Below are 19691 nucleotides of genomic sequence, written 5' to 3'. Positions count from 1 at the left end.
CCTTGCTTCAACCACCCCAGTTTCTTGTTTGAAAAGCCGATCCCGTTCCAGTGATTCTACCGGAACGGAATCGGCTCCAAGGGCTCACCGCACGGCGGAGAAGTTGGTGGGCTGCAGGATCAGGTTGCTGACGCTCGCCACGATCGCGCCATCCTTCTCCGTCTCGGCACGCCGGGCGATCCACTCCGGGTCGGCCTGGAACGCGCCCCATTTCGTTTCCCGCTCCGCCAGGGACTCCCACTCCAACAGATAGTAGAGGTCCTGGTTCGAGTCTCCGATCGCGACCGTCCAGAAGCCGGCCTGACGAATGCCATGCTTGTTCCAGATGCCCAGCGTGATCGTCTCAAAGCGCCGGAGCAGGTCCGGCAGCCGTCCAGACACACAGTGATAGATCCGCAGCTCGTGGATCACGCTTCCATCCTCCTGTTCGTGAGCATCACCATGCCCCGCGTCGTTTTGACCGACAATATGTCATTTCTTGACAAGCCAGGAAGGTTTGCGGAACGATCACCCCAATAGGCCGGGGACGGAAGAAGAAAGCCGCACGCACGCCCCGCGAAGAGGAAACGACAGGAGCCACCATGACCTCGATCACGCGACGCGGCCTCCTGGGGGGGGCGGCCACACTTCCCCTCGCGACCCCGGCCCTCGCCGCCTTCCCCGAACAGCCGATCCGCGTGATCGTGCCCTGGAACGCAGGCGGGCTTGCGGATGTCGTCATCCGGGCACTCGCTCCCGCCATGTCCGGCCCCCTTGGCCAGCCGGTGGTGATTGAGAACCGCCCGGGTGCGAACGGCGCGGTGGGCACGCAGGCCGTCGCCCGCGCGGCGCCCGACGGGCATACGCTGATCCTGGCCAATGCCGAAACCCACGCGATCAACCCGCTGATCTACCCGAAGCTGGCCTACAACCCCGTCAACGACTTCACCCCCGTCACCCTCATCGCGCGCGGCCCTTTCGTGCTGCTCACGCGGCCGGGCTTCGGCACAGACAGCCTCGACAGCTTTCTCGCCAAAGTGCGCGCCGAACCCGGCAAGGTCACCTTCGCCTCCTGGGGCATCGGCAGCACCTCGCATCTCGCGATGGAATCGCTGATCAAGCAGGCGCGGCTGCAGATGCTGCATGTCCCCTTCACCGGCGCGGCGCCGGCCAGTACCGCGCTCGCCGGGGGGCAGGTGGACGCGATGTTCCTCAACGCGGGTCCGGCCGAGGCCATCGCGCGGGACGGAAAGGTCAAGATCCTGGGCGTCGGTGCGCCGGAGCGCATCCCGCTCCTGCCGGAGACGCCGACCATGGCGGAGCTTGGTCAGCCCGTAAGCGCGGGGAACTGGTTCGGCCTCCTCGGCCCCGCCCGCCTGGCCATGCCGATCGCCGAGCGCCTCTCCGACGTCGCCGCCGAAGGCCTGAAGGTTCCGGCGGTGCTGAACGTCTTCCGGTCCCAGGCCGCCCTCCCCGTCACCACCCGGCCGGAGGAAATGCGGTCCTTCATCGCCGAGGACCGGGCGGGCTGGGCCAATGTGGTGCGCGACCTCAACATCCATCTGGAATGAGGCCGCGCCGGTGAGGTGGCATTGGCACGGGGCGTCCTACGCCCCGCCGATCTCCACCCCCGCCCAGCCCTCGACCAGCCTCGCGACATTGGTGAAGTCGCTTCCCGGCCCGAAGGTGGCGCTGGTGACGGCGAGCATCTGCCGCACCGCGCTGCCCACCACCATCGGCACGCCCATGGCCCCGGCCTCATCCACGCAGAGACCGACATCCTTCAGCGACAGCGCGGTGGTGAAGCCGAAATCGAAACTGCGGGGAATGACGGCGCGGGGGAACTTGTCCTGCGTCGCGCTGTTGCGGCCGCTGCTGCTGTTGATGACCTCGCACATCAGGCTCGGGTCCAGCCCGGCCTTCACGCCCATGGCGATCGCCTCGGACGAGGCGACGAGCGCGGCGGCGGCGAGCAGGTTGTTGCAAAGCTTCAGCACCTGCGCCTGCCCCGCCTTCTCGCCGCAGAAGAAGGGCTTACCCATGACGCGCAGCACAGGCTCCAGCGCCTCGTACTCCGCGCGCGGGCCGGAAACCATGATGGCCAGCGTTCCCTTTTCCGCCCCGGTGATCCCGCCGCTGACGGGCGCATCGATGGAGGTCCGCCCCTTCTCCTCGAAGGCGGCCGCGACCTGCTGGGCCACACGCGGCCCGGTGGTGGAGAAGTCCACGAAGCGCCGCGCCCGCTGCCCCTGGAGCACCCCGTCCGGCCCCAGCCCCACGGCGCGCACCACATCCGGCGTCGGCAGGCTGGCCAGCACGATGTCCGCCAGATCCGCCACCTCGGCCGGGCTCGCGGCCCGGCGCGCCCCCCGCGCCACCAATGGCGCCGCGGCGGCCTCCACGGGGTCGAAGACCACCAGCGCGTGCCCGGCATCGATCAGCCGCGCCGCCATGCGGCTGCCCATCTGCCCCAGCCCGACGAAACCCAGGACCTCGCCCGCCATCTTTTCCTCCCTCGGCCTAGCCGGCCCTTGCGGGTCTATGCAGCCAGGGTACCAGGCACAAGCAATTTCATGATATCGATATCAGAAATCGGTTCAGGTGCTGCCCCGCTGGATGATCTCGAAGCCCAGATCCACCGCCACCCGCTCGTCGGACCGCCCCTGGATGCGGTCCAGCAGCACCTCCGCGCTTCGGCGGCCGATCTCCTCGCGCGGCAGTCGAAGGGTGGTGATGGGCGGCACGGCGTGGCGCAGCATGTCGATATCGTCGAAGGCGGCGAGCGCGACCCGTCCCGGCACCGGCCATCCGCGCCGCTGGCACTCGAACAGCGCGCCGGCGGCCAGCACGTCCCCCGCGAAGAAGATGGCGTCCGGCGGCGCGGCGCCTCCCAGCAGCCGCACCACCGCCTCGGCGCCGGAGGCGAGGCCCGGCGGCATTTCCAGCACCAGCCGCGGGTCCTCCTCCAGCCCCAGCTCCGTCAGGGCGGCGCGGTAGCCGCGCCGGCGCTCCCGGCTGCGGTCGTTGTTCGCCGCCGGCAGGCTGACAAAGGCGATGCGCCGGTATCCCAGCCGATGCAGGTGCATCACCATGGCGCGCGCCGCGTCGTGGTTGGAGTAGCTGACGAGCATGTCCAACGGGTCGGGCACCAGCGTTCCCGTCTCCACCACCGGCAACCCCGCGCGGCGGATCATCCCGCAGGCGGCCTCGGTGTGGCGCGTGTCATGCAGCATCAGCCCGGCCACGCGCTGCCCCAGGAAGGCGGTGATCAGTTCCTCTTCTGCCTCCGCGCTGTAGCCGCAATCCGCGATCATGAGCTGGAACCCGCTGCCCCGCAGCACGGCCGAGACACCCTGGATCGTTGGAGCATAGAGCGAGTTGCTCAGCCCGGGCACGATCAGCCCAATGACGTTGGATCGCATGGAGGAGAGATTGCCGGCCACGCGATTGGGCACGTAGCCCACGGCGCGCACCGCTTCCTCCACCCGGCGCCGCAACTCCTCGGACACCTTGGTCGGGTCGCGCAAGGCGCGCGACACGGTCATGGGCGAGACGCCGGCCCGCTGCGCAACCTCGCGCATGCGGCTGGCCGCGCCGCGCCCGCCGCCGTCATCCGGCAAGGCGCGGCGCTCCGGCAAGGCAGGATATGGGAGGACATGGCCAGGCATGAGCCAGGACAACGACACCTACGAGATCCACGCGATCCGCTACGCCCGGCACGACCGCCCGGCGCATGAAAACTTCATCGGCGCCGACCCGCATGACAACGCGCCCATGCCGCTGGACTACTTCGTCTGGGCCATTATTGGCCGCGACCGCCGTTTCGTGCTCGACACCGGCTTCGACGCGGCCATCGCCCGCAAGCGCGGCCGCGAGCTGATCCGCACTCCGGCGGAGGGCCTCGCCACGCTTGGCCTCGATGCCGGGACGATTCCCGACGTCATTCTGTCTCACATGCATTACGACCATGCCGGCAACCATGCCATGTTCCCGTCCGCCCGATACCACATCCAGGACCGGGAGATGGCCTATTGCACGGGGCGGTGCATGTGCCACGGCGTGCTGCGCCAACCCTTCGAGGCAGCGGACGTCACGGCCATGGTGAGCCGGGTCTTCGAGGGTCGCGCCAAATTCCACGACGGCTCAGCCGAGATTGCCCCCGGCCTCAGCGTCCACCATGTCGGAGGCCACTCGCTAGGCCTGCAAGTCGTGCGGGTCAGAACCCGCCGCGGCTGGGTCGTGCTCGCCTCGGACGCGACGCATTTCTACGCCAACTTCCGGCAGAGGCGCCCTTTCCCCATCGTCGCCGACGTGGCGCAGATGCTGGAGGGCTACGACACGCTGGAACGCCTGGCGAGCTCCCCGGACCACATCATCCCCGGCCATGACCCGTTGGTGATGCGGATCTATCCCGCCTCCGCGCCGGGGCTGGAGGGCATCGCCGTGCGGCTGGACGCCGACCCGGCAGAGGGCTGAGGCGCCCCCTCCATGCGGGCGCGCCTTTGTCCTAGTCCTTCGCTGGTAGAACCGAGGGGGCTCCGCCCTCTCCGGGCCTCTTCTGGGATGAACCAGCGGTTCCCGCACCCTCCACCCGGCAGCCGCGAGATACCGATCAAACGGGTTTCCAAAGCCTGATCCACCGATCCGGCCTCCGCAGTCGCCTGAGGTCTCCGACCTCAGGCGCACCGTCAGCCAAACCCGTCCGATGAATAGAAGAAGATGATGGTGGAAGGTCCGGAGGGAGGAAGAATTCTTTCTTCCTTCCTCCGGGACAGGCCAACACCCCAGGAGAGATATCCGCCGATTTCAGACAGCCCGAACCCATCCGCCATCCACGTCCAGGATCGCGCCCTGCACATAGGAGGCATCGGGCCCAGCCAGGAAGGACACCACGCCCGCGATCTCCTCCGGCTGCCCGAAGCGAGCCACGCCCGTCTCCTCCGCCAGAGCGCGGGCGGCGGCTTCGGCATCCAATCCGCGCTCGCGTCCTAGGGTGGCGATACGGCCGGCCAAGCGGCCGGTGTGGATGCTGCCTGGGTTGATCGCGTTCACCCGCACGCCGTCCGCCACACCGCGATCGGCCAGCGCCTTGGTCAGGTTCATCAGCGCCGCATTGACCGACCCGCCGATGGTAAAGTCCGCGCTGGCGACGCGCCCGCCCACCCCCGCAATCAGCACGGCCGATCCGTTGGCCGCGCGCAGGTGCGGCCAGGCCGCGCGGCACAGGCGCACGGCGCCGAACAGCTTGAGCGCGTAGCCGTCGGTCCAGGCGCTGTCGTCCAGCTCAAGGAAATCTCCCCGCTGGGTCGCGCCGGCACTGTGCACCAGCAGGTCCAGCCGCCCGAAGCGAGCCAGGGCCTCCGCCACCGCCGCGGCGGCTGCCTCCGGCAGGGAAAGATCGGCCGCGAAGGCGGCAGCGCCGGGCAGCACCTCCGCCTCCGCCCGCAACGCCGCCTCGCTGCGGGCGACCAGCAGAACCCGCGCCCCGTCCGCCGCCAGGCGCCGTGCAACGGCAAGGCCGATCCCGCGGCTGGCGCCGCTTACCAGCGCCGCCCGGCCCTCCAGCCTTCCTGCCATGATACCTGCTCTCCTACTCCAACGTGATACGCGCCTCGCGCACCACGCGGCCGATATTCTCCATGTCCTGCGCCATCAGGCGACCGAACTCCGCCGGCGTGCCCACGGCGACCTCGGCCCCCATGTCCAGCAGCCGCGCCTTCTCCGCCGGGGTGGAGAGGATGGCAGCGATCGTCCCGTTCAGCCTTTCCACCGCGACCGGCGCCATGTCCCGCGGCCCGATGCAGCCGTACCACTCGTCAATGGCGAACCCCGGAAGACCGGCTTCCGCAATCGTCGGCACGTCCGGCAGATAAGACGCCCGCGTGGCAGAGGTAACCGCGATCGCACGCACGCTGCCATCCCGAACAAAAGGCAGGGTGGAACTGGCATTGCCGAACATGAGCTGCAGCGATCCTCCTACCAGGTCTGCCAGGGCTGGCCCGCCGCCGCGATAGGGCACGTGGACCATGTTCGTGCCGGTCGCCAGCTTGAACATCTCACCGGAAATGTGCACGGCCGAGCCGATCCCGGGAGAGCCGAAAGAGAGCTGCCCTGGCCGCTGCCGGGCGAACGCGATCAGCTCCTTCACCGAGTGAACCGGCAGCGAGGGATGCACCGCCAGGATATTCGCCACCCGCGAGTGCAGCAGGATCGGCACCAGGTCGCGCAGCGGGTCATAGGACCGCGGGCGAAGGACGGCCATCGAGACCAACGTACTGGTCACCAGACCGAAGGTGTAGCCGTCATTCGGCGCGCGGATCACCTCGGCAGCCCCGATAGCACCGGAGGCGCCGCCCCGATTGTCGATGACCACCGGTTGGCCGAGTGCGGCGCTGAGCGGCGCCTGCAACTGCCGCGCAAGAATGTCCGCCGTTCCTCCGGGCGGCCAGGTGACGACGAGCCGGACCGGGCGCGTGGGCCAGCCCTGGCCCTGGCCCCGGGCAAGGCGCGGTGCCGCCAGAAGCGCCGCGCCCGCCAACAGGCTTCTCCGTTCCATAACCTGTCTCCTCCACATGCGCCGGTCTTCCGGTCGCGTCCGGTTCAGGTGGCGGACCACCCCCCATCCATCGGCAGCACCGCCCCGGTCACGTCCCGCCCGGAGGGGCCGCATAGGAAGCCCACCATGTCGGCCACGGCCTCAGCTTCCACGAAGCGTCCGGTCGGCTGCTTGCCCTGCAGGACCGCCGCCGAGGCTGCCTCGTGACTCATCCCGCCCGCCACCAGGCCCCCGATGCGCTCCTCGATACCCGGAGTCAGGCTCGTGCCGGGGCAGATCGCGTTGCAGGTGATTCCCTGCTGCGCCGTTTCCGCCGCGACCGCGCGCGTGAGGCCGATGAGCCCGGTCTTGGTCACGACGTAGCCTACGCGGTCCGCCGCACCGATCAGCCCGTAGATCGAGGACATGTTGACGATGCGGCCCCAGCCACGCGCGCGCATGCCGGGCAGGGCCAGCCGGACAGTATGGAAGGCCGCGGAAAGGTTGACCGCGAGATCCGCGTCCCAATGCTCGGTGGGCATCGCGTCAATTGGTGCGAAATGCCTGGTAACCGCGTTATTGACGAGGATGTCGACTGGCCCGGCCGCCGTCATCATGGCCTCGATCTCCTCGGGCCGCGCCAGCTCGGCGCGGTGGTAGGCCACCTCTATGCCGAACTCCTGCGCAAGGGCCTCGCAGATCTCTGCTGCCTCCTCCGGCATGGCGAGGCCGTGGAGCACGATCCCGCAGCCATCCGCGGCCAGGCGCCGCGCCACTGCCAGGCCAAGCCCACCCACGGAACCGGTGACCAGGGCGCAGCGATTGTGCAGCCGGCCGCTCACTGTCGGCGCCCGCGCAGGGGACAATCCATCATTGCCATTGACCCTTGTCCCCAAACGAGCCCATCGTGATATCGATATCAAGAACGGTCCAGCCAACACCGTCAATGGGCTGAGCGGGACGACGAGGAAACGCCATGACCACCATCGCCCGCCGGAGCCTGCTCGCAGCCCTGCCCGCTACTCTCGCCGCCCCGTGCACCCTTCGCGCGCAGAGCAACTGGCCCCAGCGCCCGGTGCGCATCGTCGTGCCCTATGCTGCTGGCGGCGGCACCGACATCTTCGTCCGCTCCCTGACCGACGGTCTGACCCAGGTACTGGGCCAGACCGTGATCGTGGAGAACCGACCCGGCGCCAATGGCTCGATTGGATCGGACTACGTGGCGCGCGCGGAGGCGGACGGCTCCGTCTTCCTCGCCGACACTGGCAGCCACATCATGAACAGTTATGTGATGCCGTCCCTGCCCTACCAGCCGCTCCGCGACTTCGCGCCGGTCGCGCTGCTCTCCCGCTATCCGCTGCTGCTGACAGCCTCCACCGCCGCTCCCTTCCGCGACGTGCCCGGACTGATCGCCGCCGCCAAGGCCGCGCCACGCACCATCGGATTCGGCACCTCGGACGCCGCCATCTCCTATGCCGGGAACCTCTTCACCCGGCTTGCCGGCATCGAGATGGTGGAGATCCCCTATCGCGGTGCCGCGCCGATCCTGAATGACCTGGTGGCCGGCCACCTGCCGACCGCCTGGAACAGCACCGTGGCCGCAACGCAGCACCTCTCCACCGGCCGCATACGGGCGCTCGGCGTCACCACCACCGCACGCAGCCCGCTGCTGCCCGATGTCCCCACCCTCGCCGAAGCCGGCGTGCCGGGCTATGACTTCGCCGGCTGGTACGCGATGGTCGGCCCCGCCGCCCTGCCCGCCACCATCGCCGCGCGCATGCACGAGGCGGTGGTGCAGACGATGCAGATCCCGCGCGTGCGGGAACGCCTGGCCGGGATCGGCGCGGACCTGGGCGTCCTCAGCCCCACCGAGCTCTCGGCCTTCCTGCGCGAGGACGACGTCCGTTGGGCGAGAGCCGCCCGCCAGGGCCTGATCACCCGGGCGCAGTAGGAATGAGCACCTCCCCTAACCGGCCCTTCGCTGGAGAGGCGCTGGGCGGTTTCGTCGCGGCTTCCCGCTGGCCGGAGATCAACCAGGCGCTTCGCCATGAGGCGAAGCGCTCCCTGCTGAACTTCTTCGGCTGCGCGCTCGGCGCCGCCAGGGATCCCGCCGTGGAGACGGCCGCCCAGGTCATGGCTCCCTTCTCCGGCACTGAGCGCGCGACGCTGATTGGCCGGCCGGAGCGGCTGGACGCGATGGGCGCCTCCTTCGTGAACACGATCGCGGCCAACCTGCTGGACTACGACGACACGCACTTGGAAACGGTCATTCACCCCACCGCGCCGGTCGCCTCGCCCCTGCTCGCCCTGGCGGAGATCCACGGCTTCACCGGGGCAGAGGTACTGCACGCCTTCATCCTGGGCGCCGAGGTGGAGTGCCGGATCGGCGCTGCCGTCTCTCCCGGCCACTACAACCGGGGCTGGCACATCACCTCCACCGCCGGTGTGTTCGGCGCCGCGGCCGGTTGCGCACGGCTGCTGGGGCTGAACGCGCACCAGTGCTGGCACGCGCTGGGCATCGCGGCCAGCCAGTCTGCCGGTCTGGTGGAGAACCTGCCGAGCGCCGCGAAGAATGTTGGAATGGGCAACGCCGCGCGAAATGGGCTCCTGGCTGCCCTGATGGCGCAGGCCGGCTACACGGCTGCCCCCGCGGCCATCGAGGGCCCGCTCGGCTGGGCGCGCGCCATGGGCGACATTCCGGACCTCGATCGCATCACGACAGGCTTGGGACAGGACTGGGAGTTCGCCCGCAACACCTACAAGCCCTACCCCGCCGGCATCGTCTTCCACGCCGTCATCGACGCCTGCCTGGAGCTGCGCCAGCGCGTGCAGCCCGGCGACATTGCCTCCGTCCTCGTAGAGGGCGACCAGCTTCTCCTGGACCGCGGCGATCGCGCCGTCACCAGTGCGAGGGACTGCCGCGTGAGCATCCATCACAGCGCAGCCGTGGCCCTGCTACGCGGCTCCGCGGGCGTCGCGGATTTCTCGGAAGGAGCCATGCACGATCCCGGGATCGTTGCCCTGCGCGGCCACGTCCAGGCAAGGCTCGACGCAGGGCTACCCCGCGGCGCTGCACGCGTGACGCTGCACGACAAGAGCGGGCACGAGTTCAGCACTGTCGTGGTGGGCGCACGGGGCAGCGCGGCCCGTCCTCTCACGGACCAGGAGTTGGAGGCGAAGTTCCGGGAGAATGCGTCCATCGGCGGACTGGAGAACGACGCCGGCCTGCTCATACGTAAGATCTGGGACATAGGCGACACGACAAGTCCTACCGCTCTCCTCCGCTCCCTCGGGGCAGCGAAGGATTAGCCAGTGGCCTAATTTGCGCGGGGTAGCCCGCAAGCCTTATCCCTCTAGCGTGTCCGATGAGGGTCGGAGGCACCGCCTCCAACACGCTGGTTGCGCTCGCCCGGTGAGCAATCAGACCATCCGGAACTCCAAGGTCGCAATCCGCCAAGCGACCGAGCACGCAAGGGGCAACGGCTCGGAGTTCGCCTCGAACGCGGCCATGGACTTTGGCAAGCAGTCCCTCAAGACGAGCCGGGAAGTCATCCAGTCCCCCGGGAGAAGCACATCAAGGCTGTCGCCAAGGCCATTCGGCCGCTCCACCCCGAGTGGCCGGTCGTGATTTGCTGGCTTCGCGCGACCGGGATGCGGGTCGGGGAGACGGCGGCGATACGACGGGGACCTAACCGAGACCGCGGCCGGCACCACCCTGACCATCCCGAGGCCCGAGGGCTACCGCTCCGGCAGGATGAGGAAGATCACCCTGTCGGACGCGGCGGTCGCCATGCCTGTCCGACCCGGCACCAGGTGCCGACCACCCTTCGGCGCATGGCCAGACCAGAAGCGGTGCAGCAGTGACTTCTCGCTATGGAGGCTGGCGAGTCGGGACCAGCCCCAATTCCGGCTCTATGACCTACGCACGCCCATTCGGCCGATTGTCCCACCCGGAACCCTATAATGGCGCGCCCATCAAGGGCAGGTTGGACCGGATGCTGGCATCTCGCCGGAACGCGTCGGCCTTGACGAGGCGGTCACGGCGTAGGTAGGACGGCCACCCGGCGTGCCCCGGAGAGGTGCCAGAGTGGCCGATTGGGCCGGTCTCGAAAACCGGAGTAGGGGCAACCCTACCGTGGGTTCGAATCCCACCCTCTCCGCCATCATGACCCGGAAATCTTGGATTTCAGGTCGCTGTACGGTGCCGGACGCGCCAATCCGCAGCCCGGCCGGTCATGTGCGGTGACAGACATTCGGAGGCTCTGGCCTCGGACAGATACTGGCGTCATTCCGCGAGTTGTCTGCTTCACCCCGCCGGAATACGCTGCCAGATCGCTGGCACGGCCTCCTGAGAGGGCCTGGAGCACCTAGAGAAGCGCCCCGGGCGGCCTTTCCGCGGGAACGAGACCAATATCCATACCGGGGCAGACCCGATGCCACGTCATGGGTCATGTTCCGGAAAGCTGATAGCTCACGCCGGAGTAACCGACCCGCGGAAGGGAAAGAGCATTGAAGGCTGTAATCTTGTGCGCTGGTCAGGGCCGTCGCCTGCTTCCTCTGACGGAACACATGCCAAAGTGCCTTCTCCCCGTTGCTGGACGCCCGATCCTCGAGTGGCAGCTTCGGGGTCTGGCCGCGGCAGGCATTCAGGACGTGACTCTTGTCACGGGCTTCGAAGCCGAGGCGGTGGAACAAGCCATTCCAGGCATCGTCCAGCCCGGGATGACGATCCGCACGGTCTTCAACCCGTTCTTTGCCGTTTCCGAGAACATTGGCAGCTGCTTCCTGGTCCGCGACCTGCTCCAGGCACCGGATACGGTGCTGCTGAACGGCGACACGCTCTTCGAAGCGGCCGTGCTGCAGCACCTGCTCGCGGCGCCCAAAGCCCCGGTCACCGTTACCATCGACCGCAAGCCGACCTATGACGCGGATGACATGAAGGTGTCGGTGGACGGAACGCGCCTCAAGGCGATCGGCAAGACCCTGTCGCCCTCCGAGACGAATGGCGAGTCGATCGGGATGCTGCTGTTCCGGGGGCATGGGGGCGGAATGTTCGCGGCGGGCCTCGAAGCCGCGCTGCGGCAACCGGATGGAATCCGCCGCTGGTACCTTTCAGTGATCCACGGGCTTGCCCAGACCGGCGTGGTGCAGGTGACCTCCATCGAAGGCTGCAAGTGGGGGGAGGTCGACTATCCGGCGGACCTCGCGAATGCCGAGGCACTCGTCCGCTCCTGGCCAGCCGCCGCCTCGGCATTGACCCCCGCAACGGCGGAAGGGCACTGAATGACAGCCGCCCCCCTTCCGACCCTGAACTCCGTTCCCAGGCGGCTCGGGGACTTCCCGACCATGGCCGAAGCCCTCGATTACGCTGCGGCCGGCGTGACGGGGCTCGGCTTCCATGATGGCCGGGGCCAGTTGGCCGAGGCCCTGCCCTATCGCCAGCTGCGCCAGGACGCCCTCGCTCTGGCGCGCCGCCTGACCCATGCCGGCCTTGGGCGCGGCGAGCGGGTCGCCATCGTGGCCGAAACCCATCCCGACGTGGTGACGGCCTTCTTCGCCTGCCAATATGCCGGGCTGGTCCCGGCGCTGGTACCGCTGCCGACGGCCTTCGGCGGGCGCGAGACCTATATCGAGCATATCCGCCGCCTGACCCTGGCAGCCCGGGCCTCGGCCCTCTTCGTACCACAGGCCCTGCAGAGCTGGTTGGAGCCCCTGGCCCGCGAGGCCGGGCTGAAGGCCTTCGGCAGCGTCGCTGCGCTGGAGGAAGCTCCGGAAAGCACCCCCATGCCCTCGCCCATGGGCGAGGACGAGATCGCCTATCTGCAATTCTCATCGGGCAGCACCCGCTTCCCCGTCGGCGTCGCGGTGACCCAGCGGGCCTTGATGGAGAATATCCGGGCTATCCTGCAGCATGGTCTCCAGGTCGTGCCCGAGGACCGCGCGGTGTCCTGGCTCCCACTTTACCACGATATGGGGCTGGTGGGCTTCCTGCTGGCGCCGCTGGCGGGCCAGGTGACCGTTGATCTTCTCTCGCCGCAGGAATTCGCCCGGCGGCCGCATCTTTGGCTGCGCCTTCTCTCCTCCAACCGCGGCACCCTCTCCTACAGCCCCAGCTTCGGCTATGAACTCTGCACCCGGCGGGGCCGCCAAGCGCCGGAGAAGGGCCCGGCGCTCGATCTCTCCTCCTGGCGTGCTGCGGGCATCGGCGGCGACATGATCCGCCCGCATGTCCTGGCCCGTTTCGCCGAGACCTTCGCGCCGGACGGCTTCCGCGCCGAAGCCTTCGTGCCGAGCTACGGCATGGCGGAGGCGACGCTCGCCATCAGCTTCACGCCCCTGGGGACCGGCGTTTCCACTGATACGGTGGATCTCGACCAGCTCGAACGCGAGGGCACTGCATCGCCACCTCCGGCCGAAGCCGGCCGGATCCGGACTTTCACCCTCTGCGGACCGCCCCTGCCAGGCACCGAGGTCGAAATCCGGGACGCGGCCGGCTCCCCCCTGCCGGAGCGCCGGGTCGGGCGCATCCTGGTCCGCGGACCGGGGCTGATGCGCGGCTATGATCAGCACCCAGAGGAAAGCGCCGCCGTCCTCTCCCCGGATGGCTGGCTCGACACGGGCGATCTCGGTTATCGCCTGGGCGGCCAGATCGTGATCACCGGGCGTGCCAAGGACCTGATCATCGTCAATGGCCGCAATGTCTGGCCGCAGGACCTGGAATGGACGGTCGAGCAGACCGTGCCCACACTGCGTAGCGGCGATGCCGCCGCCTTCGCCGTCGAGGAGGACGGGACGGAACAGGTCGTGCTGCTGATCGAGGCGCGCGGCATGCCCGGCAGCGCCGAGCGGGAGCGGCTTGTGGCCGATGCTGCGGGTACGCTCCGCGCCCGCCATGGGGTAGAGGCCCATGTCGTCCTGGTGCCGCCGGGCAGCCTGCCGCGCACTTCCTCGGGCAAGCTCAGCCGGACGCTGGCACGCGCCCGCTACCTCGCAGGGGCCTTTGTGGCCCCCGCCCCAGAGCTGGCCGCCATTCAACGATGACAGACGCGCCGCTCGCGGCCGTCACAGGCGGAACCGGTTTTCTCGGGCGCCATGTGATCACCGCCCTGGCACGCGAGGGCTGGCGGGTCCGCATGCTGGTCCGGCGTGAGGTCGTAGCGCCGCCGGAAGCGCCGCCGGTCGAGACCGTGCGCGGCGACTTGGCGGATCCGGACGCGCTCCGGCGCCTCGTCCACGGGGCGCAGGCGGTCGTCCATCTCGCCGGCCTGACCAAGGCCCGCAGGCGATCGGAGTTTTTCGCGGTGAACCGCGACGGAAGCGCCCGGCTCGGCAGCGCGGTCGCTGCGGCGGCGCCCGGGGCGCGCTGCATCCTGGTCTCCTCGCTCGCCGCGCGGGAGCCCCACCTCTCCGCCTATGCCGAAAGCAAGCGCGCCGGTGAGGAGGCCGCGATCGCAGCCCTTGGCGGAACGGGGCGCTGGGTGGTGTTGCGGCCCTCAGTCATCTATGGGCCAGGCGACCGCGAGGGCCTCGTCCTGTGCCGCCTGGCATCCGCCCCGGTCGTTCCGGTTCCCCGTGCACCGGAGCCGAGGATCGCCTTTGTCCATGCGGCGGATGTCGCCTCCGCCATTGTCACCCTTTGCCGCTCGGGGCCTCTCAGGACAGCCTTCGAGGTCACGGATGAGCGCCATGGCGGTTATGGCTGGCGCGAGATCCTGCACCATGTCGGTGGCCTGTTGCGGCGCGAGCCGCGCTTCCTGCCAGTGCCGGATTCCGTGATGCTCGCCGCCGGCGCGGCGGCCGATACCTGGTCATCCATAAGCGGCCGGTCCGCCCTGTTCGGGCGCGGGAAGGCGCGCGAGATCCTGCACCGTGACTGGGCATCAAGCCCTGAGCGACAGCTTCCCAGCCTCGTCTGGGCGCCGCGCATTCCGTTGCAGCCCGGGCTTCAGGACACACTCGAATGGTGGACCAGCCTTGGCCTGCCCGGGACGGTGGCCCGTGCCTGAATTCCGGCGCACCGCCGCGGAAGCGGCTGCTAATTCCGCAGCCCCTCGCGACGGACAGCCTCATAACGGTAGGTGCAGGAGCTGTGGCCTTCCCGCACAACAGCAGGGGCCGAGATATCCCCGGCCGTCAGGCGGTCGCCTTCGATCCGGCCGGCGGCCATGCGGTCCGTATCGGTTCCCTGCATCACCACCTCACCGGCGGGGGAGAGCGTTCCGGTCATCAGGGAGGTTCCGACAGCGGAGCGCCGATGGCGCGAGCGGCGCATCTCGATGAGCCCGTTCTCGACACGAAACCAGATGTTCCGCGCCGTTTCTCGACATGTGAAGGCGGAGCCGACCGGAAAACGCTGGCCCTGGTACCAGCCTTCGAACCGCGCGAGATCCCCGGCAACAGGGGCAACGGGTTCCGCCGCCTGCACCGGCGCGGCGCTCTGCTGGGCGCAGGCAGCCGTCAGGACCACAATGAACATGGCGAGCCCGGCCGATAACGCCGCCCGCCGCCTCTGGAACGACCGATGAGCCAAGCCAACACCTCCGCCAACCGTCCCGTGGTCTTCATTCATACCAACGCGAAGCAGAGGCTGGGCGCCCTGGTCTCGGCCCATTCCTTCCGCCGTAACGCCCGCAATCCGGACGCCTTCGAGGTCCGGCTGCTCGAAGCTGAGGATTGTGGGCCACTGCGCGCGGCTGAGGGCCGGAGCTTCCTCCGCGACGGGCACAGCCGCGTCTGGCACATGGACGACCTGCAATCCTTCACCCCGCTCCGCTTCGCCGTGCCCGATGCCATGGGCCACCAAGGGGTCGCCCTGGTGGTGGACCCCGATGTCTTCGCCGTGGGCGATGTGGGGGAACTTTTCGCCCGTGACCGCGAGGGCAAGGCCATCTGGTGCCGCGCCCGGCCCGGCCATAACGGCGCCCCGGACTACCTGGCCAGTAGTGTCATGCTGCTGGATTGCGCCCGCCTGCCGCATTGGCGCTTTGAGCCGATGCTGGAGGAGCTGTTCGCCGGCCGGCTGGACTATGTGGAGCTGATCGAGCTGCGGCGCGAGAAGCGGGAAACCATCGGCCTGCTGGAGACGGTCTGGAACGATTTCGACCGGCTCGCCCCCGATACCCGCCTGCTGCACACCACCAAGCGCCGCACCCAGCCCTGGAAGACCGGCCTGCCCGTGGATTTCACCCTTCGTGAGCGCGGCTTCGGCCCGATCCCGGCCGCGGTGGTCCGTCCCCTGCTGCGTCTCTGGACCGCCCATGCGCGCTATCGCCCGCATCCCGACCCCAGGCAGGAGGCCTATTTCTTCGCCCTTCTTGCGGAGTGCCTGGATATGGGCTCGGTGACCCGCGAGGAGGTGGAGCATGGGATCAGGGAACGGCATATCCGCCCCGATGCCATGGCTCTGGTGGAGCGCTGCCGCGGTCAGTTCCCGCCGCCTCGGAGGGCAGAAGCGGCGTGATCCGCGCCGCTGCTATTTCGGCCACGGCGGGGGGCTTGCCGCGTACCGGCGCCTCGATCCTGCCCGCGAGCCCCTGATGGCCGAGCACCCGCCAGAAGAACCAGAGGTCACGCGGCCAGCCGGCCAGGCCGCGCCGCACCAGCGCGCCCCAGGCCCGGCCCGCCATGCGCAGGAATGGTGGCGCCGCCCGCTCCTCCTCTTCCGCCAGCCGCAGGGCACGCATCAGGCGCAGCCAGGCCCCGCCCAGCCTTGCCGGGCGGAGCGGGACGAGGCCGACCGGCTTACCGGCGGTGACCGCGTCCGACATCATCGCCACGCTGTCGGCGGTCACGGCGATCTCGTCCGCGAGCGCCAGCAGGCCGGAATAGGGATTTTCTGCACCCGTGCCGGTGAACAGGGCCGCCGGGACGGGCGCCGTTGCCAGCACCGCCCGCACCCGTTGCTCGATCTCGGCCGGGGTCCGGCGGCTGGGGATGGCCAGCACGCTCCCTCCCTGCGCCTCGGCACGGGCGAGCAGTGTCCGGCAGGCCGCCTCGACATCCTCCGGGCGCAGCCGCCAGGGCCAGGAATTGCCGCCCAGGAGGAGAGCCAGCCGTGGCGCCGGAAAATTCTCCAGCCTCTCGCGCCACTGTACCTCGGCCTCGGCCAGCCGCGCCGGGGTCTGCCGGCTCAGGGAGATAGGAAGTTCGAGCACCGTCGGCCCTGGCGGAACGCCGTATTGCGGCGTGGTCACCACCAGGTCGAACCGGGCCGGGTCGCAGCGCGGGCGGCCGATCTGCACGATCCGGCTGCGGCCGCCGGAGCGGGCGCGGATCCAGCGCGCCACCGGCACGCTCCGCTGCCCGACGCCAATGACGAGATCCGGCCAGGGCGGGGCGAGCAGGGCGCGCGAGGCGGCATCCAGGCTGGCGAGCCCGGAATCGCCGTAGCGGTTCGGAAGCAGCCTGAGCCAATTATAGCGAAGGCGAAGCAGCTCCACGCTGCCGCCCAGCGCCTCGGCCAGCGCCAGCACCTGATTGTTGTCGCCGGTCCGCGGGCCGAGCAGGGCCCAGATACGTGGCCGGTCCGGGTGATGCCCTGTCTCCAACCGGATCTGACCTTCAGAAGAGAGTTCAGGATGAGGACCGCCCGCGCCCTGGGCAAGGGTCCGAGGCTCCGGCCAGGCATGCCATGCGTATAAGCTATGTCGCCGGGACGGCCCTTCCCTCCCGGGTCGCCAGCGCGATCAATGTCCTGAAAATGTGCCGTGCCTTCGCTGCCGCCGGGCATGAGGTAACGCTCTATGCCCGCGGACGCCAGGCAGATGCGCCGTCCATCTTTGCGGCCTATGGCATCGAGCCCTGCTTCGACCTGGTCCTGCGCGCGCCGCCGACCCTGCCGCTCGCCAAGAACCTGCTCTATCCCGCTCTGGTCGCGCGGGCGATGGCCTCACGGCCACCGCCGGATCTGATCTATGGCCGGCATGCCTATGCCCTGGCCCGCGCCATCGGCCGGAGCGCCGCGCCCTTCGTGTATGAGGCGCATGCCCTTCCCCTGCGGATGCCCCGTCGGCTGGCTGAATCCTGGCTGTTCCGTCATCCGCGCTTCGCCCTGCTCGTCGCCATATCCCTCTCCCTTGCGGAGGACTACGCAGGCTATGTTCCGGCGCTAGCCGGGCGGCCGGTGATGGTGGCCCATGACGGGGCGGATCCCGTCGAGGCCCCCCTCCCCCCGCCGCCCGGCTCCTGGCCCGGTCGGCCAGAGGCACCGCAGTTGGGCTATGTCGGCCATCTCTATCCCGGGAAAGGAATGGAGATGGTGGAGGCGCTCTCCACCGCATTGCCGGAATGCGACTTTCACGTTGTCGGCGGGACCGAGCAGGATCTGGCCTTCTGGCGTGCCCGCTGTGCCGGCCGGGCCAACCTGCACCTGCACGGCCATGTGCCGCATGCGCTGGTGCCGGCCTGCCTCGCGCGCTTCGATCTGCTGCTTGCCCCACCGGCGCCCAGCGTCGCCTCCGCGGCAGGGCGGGAGATTGGGCGCTGGATGTCGCCGCTGAAGGTCTTCGAATATATGGCGGCGGGAAAGCCCATCCTGGCCTCAGACATCCCGGCGTTGCGCGAGATCCTGTGCGATCGGGAGACGGCGCTGCTCCTGCCCCCGGGCGAGCCGCAGGCCTGGGCCGCGGCCGCGCGCGGCCTGCTGGGTGATCCCGCGGGGGCCGCGGCGCTCGGCGCTCGGGCCCTCGCCGCCTTCCTCGAAACCTATACCTGGGATGCCCGGGCCGCCCGGATCCTGGCGCGTCTGCAGGAGGCCACGGCATGAGCGACACCACGGCTCGCGTCTCGGCCGATGCGCTGTTCCGCCGCATCCTGCGGAATGCAGGGCTGGTTCTCGGCGGCAAGGTGGCGACGGCGCTGCTCAATCTGGCGGCATTCAGCATTGCCATGCACAGCCTGGGCGCGACGCGGATGGGCGTGCTGGTCCTGGTTCACGGCTTCGCTCAGACCGCCTCCTCCCTCGTGAAGTTTCAATCCTGGCAGGCAGTGCTGCGTTTCGGCGCCGGCAACCTCGAACCGGCACGGCGGGCGGAATTCCAGGCCGTGCTGCGCTTCACCGCGGGGCTGGACCTCGCCTCCTCCGTGGTGGGCATCCTGGCCTGCGCCGCTGCGGCTTGGTTCCTCGGCTCCTCCTTCGGCTGGCCGCCGGAGGTCGTGCCCCTCGCCGCGCTCTATGCCACCAGCACGGCTTTCCTGGTCACGGCAACGCCGATCGGCTTGCTCCGCCTCTTTGACCGCTTCGACCTGCTGGCGCGCCGCGATGCGATGGGGGCGGGCTTTCGCCTCGCGGGGGCGGGGCTCGCCGTGGCGCTCGGCGCCGGGCTGCCCGGCTTCCTCGCCGCCTGGTACGCCGCGACGGTGCTCGGCGGCCTGGTGCTGATCGCCGCCGCCTGGCGGGAGACGGCGCGGCGGGGCCTGCTGCGGCCCGATCCATCCGGCCGGCGGCTGCGCGCGACGCAGGCACATCCGGGCATTTGGGGCTTCGCCTGGTCCACGAACCTGATGACCACGCTCTCCCTGGGCTCCAGCCATGTCGCCACGCTCTGCGTCGGCTGGATGCTCGGGCCAGCCGCCGCCGCACTCTTCTCCCTGGCCCGCCAGATCGGGGAGGCCGCGCTGAAGCCAAGCCGCTTCCTGACCCCTGCCCTCTATCCGGAACTGGCACGGCTGGCGGCGGCACAGGACCGGGAAGCGCTGCGCCGGCTGCTCCGCCGCGGTCTCCGCCTCTCCGCCGCCCTGGCACTCGGCCTCCTGCTGATACTCGCGGCGCTGGGTGAATGGCTGCTCCGCATGGTGGGCGGGGCTGAGGCGGCCGGGGCCTATCCCGTCATGCTGCTGCTGGCGGCCGCCGCCTCCGTCGGCTTCGCCGGTTTTGCCCTGGAGCCGCTGCTGGTTTCGGTCGAGCGCCATGGCCTGGCGCTGCGCCTCCGGGCCCTGACAACAGCGGCTTATGTTCCCCTGGCCCTTATCGGCCTGCATCTGGTCGGGTTGGAAGGAGCGGGTCTCGCCTCCATCTTCTCCGCCTTGCTTCTCCTGGCCGGGCAGGCTGTGCCCGCGCTGCAATGGCTCGCCACCCCTGTACCGCCCGGTTCAGAACAAAACTTGCATTACAGTTCAGGGAAGCATTTAACGGACCATGCCCGGGGGGGCATGGGCGTGGTCGACAGGGGAAGTTGAA

General features: G+C 69.4%; 18 protein-coding genes and 1 tRNA gene. 11 read left to right on the top strand and 8 right to left on the bottom strand.

All coding sequences use genetic code 11. The annotated features are described in order from the left end of the window. Nucleotides 1-84: 84 nt before the first annotated feature. Complete coding sequence (locus ACO1BU_RS02760; RefSeq protein WP_424134368.1) at nt 85-411, bottom strand: NIPSNAP family protein; 327 nt, start codon at nt 409-411, stop codon at nt 85-87. A 170-nt stretch (nt 412-581) separates the two neighbouring features. On the opposite strand from ACO1BU_RS02760, the gene ACO1BU_RS02755 reads away from it, so the two are divergent. Continuing rightward, entirely contained in the window at nt 582-1550 is a 969-nt protein-coding gene (locus tag ACO1BU_RS02755) for a Bug family tripartite tricarboxylate transporter substrate binding protein (protein WP_424134367.1), read from the top strand. 36 nt (nt 1551-1586) lie between these two features. Here the strand turns inward: ACO1BU_RS02755 and ACO1BU_RS02750 are convergent, their stop codons facing one another. Beyond that, on the bottom strand, nt 1587-2522 hold the full coding sequence (locus tag ACO1BU_RS02750) for an NAD(P)-dependent oxidoreductase (RefSeq protein WP_424134597.1): 936 nt from the start codon (nt 2520-2522) through the stop codon (nt 1587-1589). 54 nt (nt 2523-2576) lie between these two features. Further along, nucleotides 2577-3617, bottom strand: a complete 1041-nt coding sequence (locus tag ACO1BU_RS02745) for a LacI family DNA-binding transcriptional regulator (RefSeq protein WP_424134366.1) — start codon at nt 3615-3617, stop codon at nt 2577-2579. A gap of 28 nt (nt 3618-3645) precedes the next feature. Between ACO1BU_RS02745 and ACO1BU_RS02740 the strand changes: the two genes are divergently transcribed. Next, entirely contained in the window at nt 3646-4455 is an 810-nt protein-coding gene (locus ACO1BU_RS02740) for an N-acyl homoserine lactonase family protein (protein WP_424134365.1), read from the top strand. Nucleotides 4456-4785: 330 nt separating this feature from the next. Here the strand turns inward: ACO1BU_RS02740 and ACO1BU_RS02735 are convergent, their stop codons facing one another. From ACO1BU_RS02735 to ACO1BU_RS02725, 3 genes are read right to left on the bottom strand one after another with little or no spacing between them, the layout of a single operon-like run. Beyond that, a complete protein-coding gene (locus ACO1BU_RS02735; RefSeq protein ID WP_424134364.1) occupies nt 4786-5556 on the bottom strand; it encodes an SDR family oxidoreductase in 771 nt (256 codons plus the stop codon). A gap of 13 nt (nt 5557-5569) precedes the next feature. Next, nucleotides 5570-6535, bottom strand: coding sequence for a tripartite tricarboxylate transporter substrate binding protein (locus ACO1BU_RS02730; protein ID WP_424134363.1), 966 nt, complete (start codon nt 6533-6535; stop codon nt 5570-5572). Nucleotides 6536-6579: 44 nt separating this feature from the next. After that, complete coding sequence (locus tag ACO1BU_RS02725) at nt 6580-7356, bottom strand: SDR family NAD(P)-dependent oxidoreductase (RefSeq protein ID WP_424134362.1); 777 nt, start codon at nt 7354-7356, stop codon at nt 6580-6582. Between the two features lie 134 nt (nt 7357-7490). Between ACO1BU_RS02725 and ACO1BU_RS02720 the strand changes: the two genes are divergently transcribed. The 6 genes from ACO1BU_RS02720 (at nt 7491) to ACO1BU_RS02695 (ending at nt 14520) form a co-directional block, all read left to right on the top strand. Beyond that, a complete protein-coding gene (locus ACO1BU_RS02720; protein WP_424134361.1) occupies nt 7491-8465 on the top strand; it encodes a tripartite tricarboxylate transporter substrate-binding protein in 975 nt (324 codons plus the stop codon). A gap of 2 nt (nt 8466-8467) precedes the next feature. Beyond that, entirely contained in the window at nt 8468-9823 is a 1356-nt protein-coding gene (locus ACO1BU_RS02715) for an MmgE/PrpD family protein (protein WP_424134360.1), read from the top strand. Nucleotides 9824-10587: 764 nt separating this feature from the next. Further along, nucleotides 10588-10677 (top strand) — tRNA-Ser (locus tag ACO1BU_RS02710). Between the two features lie 346 nt (nt 10678-11023). Beyond that, nucleotides 11024-11797 carry a phosphocholine cytidylyltransferase family protein gene (locus ACO1BU_RS02705; protein ID WP_424134359.1) on the top strand — a complete coding sequence of 258 codons (774 nt, stop codon included), beginning with the start codon at nt 11024-11026 and terminating at the stop codon, nt 11795-11797. Next, nucleotides 11798-13555: a fatty acyl-AMP ligase gene (locus tag ACO1BU_RS02700; protein WP_424134358.1), complete on the top strand. Its 1758-nt coding sequence runs from the start codon at nt 11798-11800 to the stop codon at nt 13553-13555. Beyond that, nucleotides 13552-14520, top strand: a complete 969-nt coding sequence (locus ACO1BU_RS02695) for an NAD-dependent epimerase/dehydratase family protein (RefSeq protein ID WP_424134357.1) — start codon at nt 13552-13554, stop codon at nt 14518-14520. Before ACO1BU_RS02700 ends, ACO1BU_RS02695 begins: the two co-directional genes overlap by 4 nt. 29 nt (nt 14521-14549) lie before the next feature. Here the strand turns inward: ACO1BU_RS02695 and ACO1BU_RS02690 are convergent, their stop codons facing one another. Continuing rightward, nucleotides 14550-14990 (bottom strand): hypothetical protein, encoded by a 441-nt coding sequence (locus ACO1BU_RS02690; protein WP_424134356.1) that lies wholly within the window; start codon nt 14988-14990, stop codon nt 14550-14552. Between the two features lie 45 nt (nt 14991-15035). Between ACO1BU_RS02690 and ACO1BU_RS02685 the strand changes: the two genes are divergently transcribed. Continuing rightward, the gene (locus ACO1BU_RS02685; protein WP_424134355.1) at nt 15036-15974 is read left to right on the top strand and encodes a hypothetical protein; all 939 of its coding nucleotides are present in this window, start codon (nt 15036-15038) and stop codon (nt 15972-15974) included. Here ACO1BU_RS02685 and ACO1BU_RS02680 read toward each other — a convergent pair. After that, nucleotides 15883-17061, bottom strand: a complete 1179-nt coding sequence (locus ACO1BU_RS02680; protein ID WP_424134354.1) for a mitochondrial fission ELM1 family protein — start codon at nt 17059-17061, stop codon at nt 15883-15885. The genes ACO1BU_RS02685 and ACO1BU_RS02680 overlap by 92 nt on opposite strands. Before the next feature lie 83 nt (nt 17062-17144). On the opposite strand from ACO1BU_RS02680, the gene ACO1BU_RS02675 reads away from it, so the two are divergent. Both ACO1BU_RS02675 and ACO1BU_RS02670 read left to right on the top strand, forming a co-directional pair. Beyond that, nucleotides 17145-18278: a glycosyltransferase family 4 protein gene (locus ACO1BU_RS02675; protein ID WP_424134353.1), complete on the top strand. Its 1134-nt coding sequence runs from the start codon at nt 17145-17147 to the stop codon at nt 18276-18278. Next, on the top strand, nt 18275-19690 hold the full coding sequence (locus ACO1BU_RS02670) for a lipopolysaccharide biosynthesis protein (protein WP_424134352.1): 1416 nt from the start codon (nt 18275-18277) through the stop codon (nt 19688-19690). The genes ACO1BU_RS02675 and ACO1BU_RS02670 overlap by 4 nt, the downstream gene beginning before the upstream one ends. Nucleotide 19691 lies beyond the last annotated feature (1 nt).

The sequence above is a fragment of the Roseomonas chloroacetimidivorans genome (genome assembly GCF_049629625.1).
Lineage (GTDB): Bacteria > Pseudomonadota > Alphaproteobacteria > Acetobacterales > Acetobacteraceae > Roseomonas > Roseomonas chloroacetimidivorans.
The sequence above is the reverse complement of the archived record's forward strand: the minus strand, read 5'-3'. Positions and strand labels throughout refer to the sequence as shown.

What these genes read in the sequence shown, in the direction of transcription:
- ACO1BU_RS02755 (WP_424134367.1), top strand. Translation starts at nt 582, where the DNA reads ATGACCTCGATCACGCGACGCGGCCTCCTGGGGGGGGCGGCCACACTT.
- ACO1BU_RS02740 (WP_424134365.1), top strand. Translation starts at nt 3,646, where the DNA reads ATGAGCCAGGACAACGACACCTACGAGATCCACGCGATCCGCTACGCC.
- ACO1BU_RS02735 (WP_424134364.1), bottom strand. Translation starts at nt 5,556, where the DNA reads ATGGCAGGAAGGCTGGAGGGCCGGGCGGCGCTGGTAAGCGGCGCCAGC.
- ACO1BU_RS02730 (WP_424134363.1), bottom strand. Translation starts at nt 6,535, where the DNA reads ATGGAACGGAGAAGCCTGTTGGCGGGCGCGGCGCTTCTGGCGGCACCG.
- ACO1BU_RS02720 (WP_424134361.1), top strand. Translation starts at nt 7,491, where the DNA reads ATGACCACCATCGCCCGCCGGAGCCTGCTCGCAGCCCTGCCCGCTACT.
- ACO1BU_RS02715 (WP_424134360.1), top strand. Translation starts at nt 8,468, where the DNA reads ATGAGCACCTCCCCTAACCGGCCCTTCGCTGGAGAGGCGCTGGGCGGT.
- ACO1BU_RS02700 (WP_424134358.1), top strand. Translation starts at nt 11,798, where the DNA reads ATGACAGCCGCCCCCCTTCCGACCCTGAACTCCGTTCCCAGGCGGCTC.
- ACO1BU_RS02695 (WP_424134357.1), top strand. Translation starts at nt 13,552, where the DNA reads ATGACAGACGCGCCGCTCGCGGCCGTCACAGGCGGAACCGGTTTTCTC.
- ACO1BU_RS02690 (WP_424134356.1), bottom strand. Translation starts at nt 14,990, where the DNA reads ATGTTCATTGTGGTCCTGACGGCTGCCTGCGCCCAGCAGAGCGCCGCG.
- ACO1BU_RS02685 (WP_424134355.1), top strand. Translation starts at nt 15,036, where the DNA reads ATGAGCCAAGCCAACACCTCCGCCAACCGTCCCGTGGTCTTCATTCAT.
- ACO1BU_RS02675 (WP_424134353.1), top strand. Translation starts at nt 17,145, where the DNA reads ATGCGTATAAGCTATGTCGCCGGGACGGCCCTTCCCTCCCGGGTCGCC.
- ACO1BU_RS02670 (WP_424134352.1), top strand. Translation starts at nt 18,275, where the DNA reads ATGAGCGACACCACGGCTCGCGTCTCGGCCGATGCGCTGTTCCGCCGC.